The sequence below is a fragment of the Pseudomonas sp. App30 genome, assembly GCF_047947025.1.
GTDB lineage: Bacteria > Pseudomonadota > Gammaproteobacteria > Pseudomonadales > Pseudomonadaceae > Aquipseudomonas.
In genome coordinates, this window is the sequence record NZ_CP133165.1 from 310,226 (window position 1) to 321,060 (window position 10,835).

Annotated in this window: 9 protein-coding genes; 5 read left to right on the top strand and 4 right to left on the bottom strand. The window is 67.5% G+C overall.

The window, feature by feature from the left end:
* Window positions 1-627: 627 nt before the first annotated feature.
* The 5 genes from RAM80_RS01405 (at window position 628) to RAM80_RS01425 (ending at window position 6,421) form a co-directional block, all read left to right on the top strand.
* Complete coding sequence (locus RAM80_RS01405) at window positions 628-2,067, top strand: PLP-dependent aminotransferase family protein (protein ID WP_416424447.1); 1,440 nt, start codon at window positions 628-630, stop codon at window positions 2,065-2,067.
* 80 nt (window positions 2,068-2,147) lie between these two features.
* Window positions 2,148-2,588: a carboxymuconolactone decarboxylase family protein gene (locus RAM80_RS01410; RefSeq protein ID WP_416424448.1), complete on the top strand. Its 441-nt coding sequence runs from the start codon at window positions 2,148-2,150 to the stop codon at window positions 2,586-2,588.
* Between the two features lie 103 nt (window positions 2,589-2,691).
* Window positions 2,692-3,873, top strand: coding sequence for an acetyl-CoA C-acyltransferase family protein (locus tag RAM80_RS01415; protein WP_416424449.1), 1,182 nt, complete (start codon window positions 2,692-2,694; stop codon window positions 3,871-3,873).
* A 15-nt stretch (window positions 3,874-3,888) separates the two neighbouring features.
* Window positions 3,889-4,740, top strand: a complete 852-nt coding sequence (locus RAM80_RS01420) for a 3-hydroxybutyryl-CoA dehydrogenase (protein WP_416424450.1) — start codon at window positions 3,889-3,891, stop codon at window positions 4,738-4,740.
* A 121-nt stretch (window positions 4,741-4,861) separates the two neighbouring features.
* Entirely contained in the window at window positions 4,862-6,421 is a 1,560-nt protein-coding gene (locus tag RAM80_RS01425) for a diguanylate cyclase domain-containing protein (protein ID WP_416424451.1), read from the top strand.
* A 3-nt stretch (window positions 6,422-6,424) separates the two neighbouring features.
* On the opposite strand, the gene RAM80_RS01430 is transcribed toward RAM80_RS01425, so the two are convergent.
* The 4 genes from RAM80_RS01430 to RAM80_RS01445 form a co-directional block, all read right to left on the bottom strand.
* On the bottom strand, window positions 6,425-7,132 hold the full coding sequence (locus RAM80_RS01430) for a metallophosphoesterase (protein ID WP_416424452.1): 708 nt from the start codon (window positions 7,130-7,132) through the stop codon (window positions 6,425-6,427).
* Window positions 7,133-7,214: 82 nt separating this feature from the next.
* Window positions 7,215-7,430 carry a TOBE domain-containing protein gene (locus RAM80_RS01435; RefSeq protein WP_008370939.1) on the bottom strand — a complete coding sequence of 72 codons (216 nt, stop codon included), beginning with the start codon at window positions 7,428-7,430 and terminating at the stop codon, window positions 7,215-7,217.
* Window positions 7,431-7,655: 225 nt separating this feature from the next.
* Window positions 7,656-9,458, bottom strand: coding sequence for an ABC transporter ATP-binding protein (locus RAM80_RS01440; protein WP_416424453.1), 1,803 nt, complete (start codon window positions 9,456-9,458; stop codon window positions 7,656-7,658).
* 188 nt (window positions 9,459-9,646) lie between these two features.
* Window positions 9,647-10,819 carry an acyl-CoA dehydrogenase family protein gene (locus RAM80_RS01445; protein ID WP_416424454.1) on the bottom strand — a complete coding sequence of 391 codons (1,173 nt, stop codon included), beginning with the start codon at window positions 10,817-10,819 and terminating at the stop codon, window positions 9,647-9,649.
* Window positions 10,820-10,835 lie beyond the last annotated feature (16 nt).

The following is a 10,835-nucleotide window of genomic DNA, read 5'->3' on the forward strand; positions in this document are numbered from 1 at the left end:
CTCGCTGGAGACCTTCAGTGAACTCAGGGGCCAGCGCAGCCTGGCGGCAGCGGCTACGCGAAATCCTGCGCACATCGCACCTGTAGCAGCGGCGGGGCGGCCATCCGCCAAAGGCCGCGTCCTGGAGCAACGCAGGACCGCCGCCGGACGCAGCCTTCGGCAGCTGCTACGCGAATCTGTAGCCGCTGCCGCAGGCTGCGCAGGCCTTCAGCCTCGCTGGAGACCTTCAGTGAACTCAGGGGCCAGCGCAGCCTGGCGGCAGCGGCTACGCGAAATCCTGCGCACATCGCACCTGTAGCAGCGGCGGGGCGGCCATCCGCCAAAGGCCGCGTCCTGAAGCAACGCAGGACCGCCACCGGACGCAGCCTTCGGCAGCTGCTACGCGAATCTGTAGCCGCTGCCGCAGGCTGCGCAGGCCTTCAGCCTCGCTGGAGACCTTCAGTGAACTCAGGGGCCAGCGCAGCCTGGCGGCAGCGGCTACGCGAAGTCCTGCGCACATCGCACCGGTAGCAGCGGCGGGGCGGCCATCCGCCAAAGGCCGCGTCCTGGAGCAACGCAGGACCGCCACCGGACGCAGCCTTCGGCAGCTGCTACGATGGCGGGATCATCCGCTGCCTGCCTGCCCCCATGGAACTGCACATCACCTTCCCCACCCGCAAGGACCTGGCCGAGCAACTCTACCGCCAGCTGTACGACGCCATCGACAGCGGCCTGCTGGCCGCCGGCACGCAGCTGCCGCCCACGCGCCTGCTGGCGACGCAACTGGGCGTGTCGCGCAAGACCGTGGCCGACGCCTATTCACGCCTGACCTACGACAACCTGCTCAGCGGCCGCGTGGGCAGCGGCACCTTCGTCAACGCCCGGCCCATCACCCAGCCAGAAGTACAGCCGGCCTCGCCGCTGGCCAGCGCCGCCGTGCTGGCGCTGTGGCGCGACATGCCCATGCCACTCAGCCATGCCGCCGCCCAGGGCCGGGCCCGCTATGAGTTCATCGGTGGCGCCTCGCTGAAAACCCACTTCCCTTTCGACCAGTGGCGGCGCTGCACCCTCTACGCCCTGCGCCAGTTCAACCGCTCCCGTGCCCTGCACGGCGACCCCCAGGGCCTGCCGGAACTGCGCGAAGCCGTAGCCCGCCACATCGGTTTTGCCCGCGGGGTGCGCGCCAGCGTCGACAGCGTGCTGATCACCAACGGTGCGCAGCAGGCGCTGGATTTGATCGCCCGGGTGCTGATCGAGCCCGGGTGCAAGGTGGCCATGGAAGACCCCGGCTACCCCTTCGCCCGCCAATTGTTCGCCGCCCAGCGCGCCGACGTGGTGGACGTGCCGGTGGATGAGGAAGGCCTGTGCGTGGAGCTGATCCCCGAGGGCACCCGGCTGATCTACGTCACCCCCTCGCACCAGTTCCCCCTGGGCATGCCCATGAGCCTGGCCCGCCGCCAGGCACTGTTGGCCCGCGCTGCCGAGCTGGGGGCGATCATCATCGAGGACGACTACGACAGCGAGTTCCGCTACGAAGGGCCACCGACGGATTCCCTGCAGAGCCTCGACCCGTACGGCCTGGTGGCCTACATCGGCACCTTCTCCAAGACCCTGCTACCCGAGCTGCGCCTGGGCTACGCGGTGCTGCCAGCGGCCATTTTGCAAGCGGTGAAAGTGGCCAAGCAGTTGACCGACTGGCACACGCCCACCCTCAGCCAGTGGGCCTTGGCCAAGTTCATCAGCGAGGGCGAACTGCTCAAGCACGTGCGCCGCTGCTTCGAGGTGTACAGCGCCCGCCGCGAACGCATTCTGCAGCGCCTGGCCGGTGACCTGGCGCCCTGGCTGGCCGCCGTGCCGGCCACTGCCGGCTACCACCTGACTGCCCTGAGCCAGTCGGACGCAGACCTGGGCGTGCTGATCAAAGTGGCGCGCCAGGCCGAGGTGGGCCTGTACCCGATCACCCCGTTCTACAGCCGGCAAACGCCGGTGCCTGGCCTGTTGCTGGGCTTTGGCGCCATCGACCTGCTGGACATCGACCCGGCCCTGGACCGGGTGCGCGACATCTTCCAGCAATTGGCCCCCCGGTAAAGCGCCGCATTGGCTATTCGGCGCGATTGGCCCCGGCGTTAAGGTAGCTCCCACACGACACCTACCCCGGAGACACTGAAATGAACAAGCGCATCGAATGGGCCAAAGCCGCGCCCGACGCCTACAAGGCCATGGTTGGCCTGGAAATGGCCCTGGCCAAGTCCGGCCTGGAGAACTCGCTGCTGGAATTGGTGCGCCTGCGCGCCTCGCAGCTCAACGGCTGCGCCTACTGCGTGAACATGCACGCCAACGATGCGCGCAAGGCCGGCGAAACCGAAGCCCGCTTGCAGACCCTGACCGTGTGGGAAGAAACGCCGTTCTTTACCCCGCGCGAGCGTGCGGCGCTGGCGTGGGTGGAAAGCCTGACGCAGTTGTCCATTCATCACGCGCCACAGCATCAATATGAGGCGTTGCTTGAACACTTCGACGAAGCGGAAGTCGCTAACCTGACCCTGGCGATTGCCACGATCAACGCCTGGAACCGCTTCGGCGTGGGCTTCGCCATGGTGCCCCAGGCCTGACTCGCGGTTCGCCCCGGGACCGTTGAGTTCCCGCAAGAGACAAATCCCCCCGGGGCGCTCTAGACTGGGCAAAAAACAACACGCCCAGTCAGGAGCCCTCCCCATGTCCACCCCGGAAATCTTCGTGGTCAGCGCCGCGCGCTCGGCCATCGGCAGTTTTGGCGGTTCGCTCAAGGATGTACCGCCCACCCAGCTGGCCACCGACCTGGCCCGTGCCGCCCTCGAGCGGGCGAAGCTGGCCCCCGAGCACATCGGCCACGTGGTGTTCGGCACGGTGATCCCCACCGAGCCGCGCGACGCCTACGTGTCGCGGGTGGCGGCGGTCAACGCCGGCATTCCTCAAGAAACCCCTGCATTCAACGTCAACCGCCTGTGCGGTTCAGGCCTGCAGGCCATCGTTTCGGCGGCGCAGAGCCTGCTGCTGGGCGACGCCGGCGCGGTGTTGGCCGGCGGTGTCGAGTCCATGAGCCGTGGCCCGTACTTCCTGCAGCAGACCCGTTGGGGCGCGCGCATGGGCGATATCCAGGCGCTGGACTACATGCTCGGCGTGCTCCACGACCCGTTCGCTGGCATTCACATGGGCATCACCGCCGAGAACATTGCCGAGAAGTACGGCATCACCCGGCAGATGCAGGATGAACTGGCGTTGGTCAGCCAGCAGCGCGCCGCCCGCGCCATTGCCGAGGGGCGGTTTGCCTCGCAGATCGTGCCCATCGAGATTGCCACGCGCAAAGGCCCGGTAACCTTCGCCGAGGATGAGAACGTGCGCGCCGTGGACGCCGAGCAGTTGGCGAAGATGAAGCCGGCGTTCAAGAAGGACGGCACGGTGACCCCGGGCAACGCCTCCAGCCTCAACGACGGCGCCGCCGCCCTGGTGCTGGCCACCGCCGAGACCGTGCGCGCCCACAACCTTGTGCCACTGGCGCGGCTGGTGGGTTACGGCCACGCCGGCGTGGAGCCGGCGCTGATGGGCCTGGGGCCAATTCCGGCCACCCGCCAGGTGCTGCTCAAGGCCGGCCTGCGGGTGCAGGATCTGGACGTGATCGAGTCCAACGAAGCCTTCGCCGCCCAGGCCTGCGCCGTGGCCCGGGAACTGGACTTCGACCCGGCCAAGGTCAACCCCAACGGCTCGGGCATCTCCCTGGGCCACCCGGTGGGCGCCACCGGCGCGATCATCGCCACCAAGGCCATCCACGAACTGCACCGCATCCAGGGCCGCTACGGCCTGGCGACCATGTGCATCGGTGGCGGCCAGGGTATCGCCGTATTGTTCGAACGCGTTTAATTGAAGGAACATGACATGACCGTGCAACACATCGCCGTCATCGGCGCCGGCACCATGGGCAACGGCATCGCCCAGGTGTGCGCCCTCTCCGGCTACAGCGTCACTCTGCTGGACATCAGCGACGCCGCCCTGGAAAAGGGCCTGGCCACCCTGGGCAAGAACCTGCAACGCCAGGTCAGCAAGCAGACGCTGACCCAGGCGCAGGCCGACCAGGCCCTGGTGCGCATCACCACCAGCACCGACTATGCGCGGCTGGCCGAGGCCCAGCTGGTGATCGAGGCGGCCACCGAGAACCTCGGGCTGAAGGTGAAGATTCTCAAGCAGATCGCCGAGCAGGTCAGCGAGCAGTGCATCATCGCCACCAACACCTCGTCGCTGTCGGTGACCCAACTGGCGGCCAGCGTCAACGCGCCGGACCGCTTCATCGGCCTGCACTTCTTCAATCCGGTGCCGATGATGGCCCTGGTGGAGGTGATCCGCGGCCTGCAGACCAGCGACGCCACCCATGCGCTGGCGCTGGAGGTGAGCGGGCGCCTGGGCAAGACCGCCATCAGCGCCGGCAACCGTCCGGGCTTTGTGGTCAACCGCATCCTGGTGCCGATGATCAACGAGGCCATCCTGGTGCTCAGCGAAGGCCTGGCCAGCGCCGAGGACATCGACACCGGCATGCGCCTGGGCTGCAACCAGCCCATCGGCCCGCTGGCCCTTGCCGACCTGATCGGCCTGGACACCCTGCTGGCGATCATGGACGCGTTCCTGGAAGGCTTCGGCGACAGCAAATACCGCGCAGCCCCCCTGCTACGCGAAATGGTCGCTGCCGGTTACCTGGGCCGCAAGGCCGGCCGCGGTTTCCACCACTACCCGTAACACCACACCCCGTAGCAGCGGCCGCCAGGCCGCGTCCGCAGGCGCCGCGTATTCCCAGGGATACCGCGCCTCGTGGCCGCTGCTACACTGGGCAGACGCCCATTCGCTCATATGGCCGCCGATGCTGGACAATCTGCAGCAGCGCATCATTCTCAAGGCTCGGCCCTCGGCCCAGCGCCTGGCCATCGGCTTCATGGCCCTGGTGCTGCTGTCGTTGCTGGGCCTGGACACCTGGCAAAGCTGGACCGCCCGCACCCAGGCGCTGCGGGTGGCGCAGACCCACACCGCCAACCTCGCCCGCTCCCTGGCCCAGCACGCCGAAAGCACCGTGCAGGAAGCCGACACGGTGCTGGCCGACCTCACCGAACGGGTCCAGGCCGACGGCACCGGCCCGGCGCAACTGGCCCGGCTGCACCGGCTGATGCAGGCGCGCACCCACGAACTCACCCAACTGCACGGCCTGTTCATCTACGACAAGGACGGCCGCTGGCTGGTGACCTCCAACGACGTTGACCCAGCTGGGGTCAACAACGCCGACCGCGAATACTTCCAGTTCCACCGCTTCAACCGCGGCAACGCCGTGCACATCGGCCCGGTGATTCGCAGCCGCACCAACAACCAGCTGATCATCCCCGTGTCACGGCGCATCGAAGGCCCGGACGGCGCCTTTACCGGCGTGGCCCTGGCGACCCTGGACCTGGAGTTCTTCAACCGCTTCTACCAGTCGTTCGACCTCGACCGCCAGGGCGTGATCGTGCTGGCCCTGGCCAACGGCACAGTGCTGGCCCGGCGGCCCTTCGACGAGCACGTGATCGGCACCAGCCTGGCCAAGGGCCGGGTGTTCAGCGAGCTGCTGCCCAACCAGCCGTCGGGCAGCAGCATGATGCCATCGCTGATCGACGGCGTGTCGCGGCTGTTCAGCTACAAGTCCCTGGACAAATACCCGCTGGTGGTGGAAGCCGCCCAGTCCAAGGACGCCATCTACGCCACCTGGCACGCCAACCTGCTGCGCTCGGCGGCGTTCATCCTGGTGGTGGGCGCGGCGCTGTCGGTGTTCGGCGTGGCGTTGATTCGCCAGCTGCGCCACGGCCAGCGCACCGAAGCGCAACTGCGCAACGCCCACGCGGCGCTGGAGATCCTGGCCATGCAGGACGCCCTCACGGGCCTGGCCAACCGCCGCCAGCTGGACGCCGCCCTGCCCCACGAGATCGGCCGCGCCCGGCGCAACGGCAAGCCGTTGGGGCTGATCATGCTCGATGTCGACCATTTCAAGCGCTTCAACGACCTGTACGGCCACCCCGCCGGCGACCAGTGCCTGCGCGCCGTGGGCCGCGCGGTGCTGGACTGCGTGGGCCGCAGCAGCGACCTGGTGGTGCGCTACGGCGGCGAGGAACTGCTGGTGGTGTTGCCGGAAAGCGACTGGGCCGGCACCTGGTTGGTGGCCAACAACATCCTTGAACGGGTGCGTGAACTGACCATCCACCATGCCGGCAACGACGGTGGCCTGGTGACCCTGAGCGCCGGCGTGCATGTGTGGGTGCCCGAGGGCGAGGACACCCAGCCGCACCTGCTGATCCAGGCGGCCGACCAGGCCCTGTACCAGGCCAAGCACCACGGCCGCAACCGCCTCTACCCACCGCAACCCCAGCGCCAGGTGCAGCCGGAGCCGCAGCAGGTCTGACGCTTAGCGCGCCACGGGGGCAGGCACGTTCAAAGGCTCCAGGGCACCCAGCTCCATCAAGGTGAAATAGCCTTCGCTCCAGCCTGCCGTGTCGATGTGCCAGACGTTGCCCAGGCGCCGCGGCCGGCGCAACGGCGTGTGGCCGACGATCACCGCGCGCACGTCACGAATGCCGCTGCCGTCGCCGCGCTTGATGCGCGCGCGCGACCACTGGCAACCCTCGTCGGTGTAGGTTTCGCCGGGCCAGCGGTGCTGGAGGAAGTCGCGCAACTGGCGCCAGGTGGGAAACGGGCAATCGGCGTGCACCAGGCCCACCAGGCCGCGGCTGGTCTCCACTTCCAGGGCCACCGGCAGCTGGCTGAAGCGCTGGGCGTAGAGCTGCTGTTTTTCCGCGCTGGCGTCAATGAACCAGGCGCCGCCGCTGGCGCGGTACATGCGCTCGTCGACGCTGATATTGGCCTGGTGCTGGATGGCAAGGGCCTCGTGGTTGCCCTGCACGGCAAAGAACCAGGGGCGGTCCAGCCACTCCAGGCACGCTTCGCTTTGCGGGCCGCGGTCCACCAGGTCGCCGACGCTGAACAGGCGGTCGGTGGCCGGGTCGAAGCCCACGCGGTCGAGGGTGGCTTGCAGGCGGCCGAAGTGGCCATGGATATCGCCCACGGCAAAGTCGCGACCACTGGGGTTGCGCGCGTAATGGGCGAATTTGTTCATGGCCAGCCTCCTTGTGCCTCGCTGCACCACGATCTTCGTCTCGTGGCGCCGCGCGGTCAATGGATAGCTGCCCGGTACAGGGTCAGAGCTTGGCGATGGACACTTCGGTGGACTTCACGAACGCGATCACTTCGCTGCCCACTTTCAGTTCCAGCTCATGGATGGAACGCGTGGTGATCACTGAGGTAACGATGCCCGAAGCGGTCTGCACGTCGATTTCCGACACCACCGGGCCTTCGATGATTTCCTTGATCACGCCTTTGAACTGGTTGCGTACGTTGATGGCTTTGATGGTCATGGCACGATTCCCTTGTGATGAAAGCTGCGGCCCAGTGCCGCGATGGGTTTACTGTGCCCCAGCCCGGTTAAAATCAAAAGGAATTGATTGTGCTTTTGATATTCCTGCAAAGAATATGTCGATGTGCTTGCGCGTGGAACGATCCGGCGTCATCGCGGCCAAGGCCGGCTCCTACCACGCACGCGGTAGGAGCCGACCTTGGTCGCGATGCAGGCAACGCAATTCTCAAGAGGTGAGTTCTACCTCGGCCTGGGCCTGGCGGCTCCACAACCGGTAATAGTGCCCGCGTTGGGCCAACAGCTGCTCATGGCTGCCATCCTCCACCAGCCGCCCGTGGTCCAGCACCAGAATGCGGTCCAGGTGCGCCACCGTCGACAGCCGGTGGGCCACCACCAGCACGGTCTTGTCGTCCATGATCTCGTCGAGCTTGTCCTGGATGAAGCGCTCGGTGATGGAGTCCAGGCTCGAGGTGGCCTCGTCCATCACCAGGATCGGCGCGTCCTTGAGGATCACCCGGGCGATGGCGATGCGCTGCCGCTGCCCGCCCGACAGCTTCACCCCGCGCTCGCCCACCAGCGACTCGTAGCCGTGCTCCATCTCGCCGATGAAGCCCTGGGCGCCGGCGCGGTGGATGGCGGCGTCCAGCTCCTCGTGGCTGGCGTCCAGCCGGCCGTAATGGATATTTTCACGGATGGTGCGGTGGAACAGCCCCGGCTCCTGGGGAATCAGGCCGATCTGCCCGTGCAGGGAATGCTGGGTGACCTGGCGCACGTCCTGGCCATCGATCAGCACCGCGCCGCCCTGCACGTCGTACAGGCGCAACAGCAGGCTCAGCAGGGTCGACTTGCCCGAGCCCGACGAGCCCACCAGGCCCACCCGCTGGCCCGCCGGAATGCTCAGGTTGAAGCCCTGGAAAATCGCCTGCCCGGGGCGGTAGCCGAAGGTCACGTCGCGAAACTCGATGTTGCCGCGCTTCACTTGCAGCAGCCCGGCAGTGGCCTGGTCGGTGACCTCGTGGGGGCGCACCAGGGTGCGTACGCCGTTGGCGATGTTGCCGGCGGCCTCGAAGAAATCCAGCAGCCGCCGCGCCAGGTTGCCCACGTCGTTGACGATCAGCAGCGACAAGCTGGTGGCCATGACGAAACCGGCCAGGTCCAGGCGCTGGGCGCGCCACAGGTACAGGGCCAGCAGCACCATGCCCAGCTTCAGCGCCACGCCCAGCCCCGACAGCAGCCAGCGGATTTTCTCCATGTAGATGAACGCCCGGTAGGCGGCCTTCATCTCGCGGTTCAGGTAGCCGTTGAGGTAGTCGTATTCATAGGCGTGGCGGGCGAACAGGCGAATGTTGGTGAGGTTGCTGACCGCGTCCACCACCTTGCCGTTGCTGAGGCTGCGCGCCGATGAAAACTGCTGCGCCAGCGGTTGGCTGCGGCGCGCCAGCCAGTAGCTGATGCCGGTGAATAGCAGCGCCCACACCAGCATGAACTGGCCCAGCGCCGGGGCGGCCAGGTACAGCAACAGCACCGAGACGCTGAGGGTGACAACCACCGGAATCAGGTCGAACAGGACGATGGCGATGGTCATGTTCACCCCCATCGACACCTCCGACACCTTATGCGCCAGGGCCCCGGCGAACTCGCTGCTGACGAAGCGGTGGGAGTGCTGCTGCAGGTAGGCGAACAGCGTCTGGGTGACCGCGCGGCGCTGGATGGGCACCACGTGGATGTGGCAGCCGTTGCCGATGCGCAGCATCAGCATTTCCAGCACCAGCAGGCCGGCGAACAGCAGCAGCGGCGTTTGCAGAACGTCGAAGGCCTGGCGGATGTCGGCCAGGTGGCTGATCAGCCCGGTCAGGCGCCCCAGGCCCCAGGGGACCAGGATCGTGCACACGGCTGCGCCAATCTGCAGCAGCAGGATGGCCAGGTACCAGCCCTTGAAACGGCGCAGGAACAACAGGACGAAGCCCAACGGGGTGCCCGGAAGGTGGTCGACCTTCCATGTTTCGGGCGTTGCAGTGCTCTGGGACATGGGATAGCGCTTCCTTGGCAAGTCATCCGCAGGATACGGGGGCGACCATGACAATCATGAAATGTGCCAGAGTTGGTACAAACGTCCACCAAGCGGACCGCGTCGTCTGCATCGCGACTAAAGTCGGCTCCTACGCTGCCCGTGGTAGGAGCCGACTTTAGTCGCGATACAGGCAACGCGGTTTGCCTTTAGAACAACCCGGAGGTCGGCGGTGGCGTGCCTTTCAGCGCCCAGGCGCCGACCGCCGCGGCTTTCCAGTCGCGCGGGTTGTGGTTGGCCACGGTGCGGGCGTTGCGCCAGTGCCGGTCGAGGTTGTGCTGGCGGCTGGTGGTGGAGGCGCCGCCCACATCGAACAGGCGCTCGGCGGCCTTCAGCGCGCTGTCGGCGGTGATGAACTGCGCCTGGGCCACTTCCACCGCGGCCTGTTCCACCAGCGCCGGCGCCTGGCCGGCGGCCCAGGCGCGGTCGATGCTGTCGGCGGCGCGCAGCACCACGGCTTCGGCGGCGTAGGCACGAGCGGCGATCTCGCCCACGCTCAGCTCTACATAAGGGTCGTCCACCGAGCGCGTGGCGCTGCTGTGCTTGATGGGCCGCGCATGGTGCTGGGCAAAGCGCACCGCGTCGTTGAAGGCGTTGCGGGCGATGCCGGCCTGCACGGTGGCGAGGAACAGCTGCAGGAACGGCGTGACGATGGTGCGGGTGCCCTCTTCCACGGTGCGCGTGCGCAACTCGTCCGGGTACACGATCACGTCATCCAGGCGCGTGGTGCCGCTGGCGGTGAGGCGCTGGCCCATGGCGTCGAAGTCGTCCAGCAGCACCAGGCCCTGACGGTCGCGGGGCAGCACGAAGGAGCGCGGCAGGTCGTCCTCGTCCAGCGCTACGACGCTGATCCAGTCGGCGTACAGCGAGCCGGTGCTGTAGTACTTGCTGCCGTTGACCCGGTAGTGGTCGCCCTGGCGCACGATGCGCGCGCTGATGGCGCCGTTGGCGCCGCCCACCTCCCAACCGGCGTTGCCCAGCACGGCGCCGTCCAGGTAGCGGGCGAACCAACGCTGGCGCTCGGCGTCGGCGTCCTCGGCGCTGCTGGCCAGCAGGCCTTCGACAAAGGCCAGGCCCGGGCGCAGGGCCTGGGCGGTGTTGGAGTCGACGCTGGCCACCGCCAGCAGCACTTCGATGGTGTCGCGCACGCTGGCGCCGGGGCCACCAGCGGCCTGCGGGATGCGCAAGGTGTAGAGGCCCGCCTCGGCCAGCTGGCGCACGGCGTCGTAGGGCAACTGGCGGTCGCGTTCGCGGGCGCCGGCGCCGGCCTCGATGGCGGGCAGCAAGGCGTTGATGCGGTCTTTCAGGGCCTGAACGGTCATGGGTACTCCTGGGCAG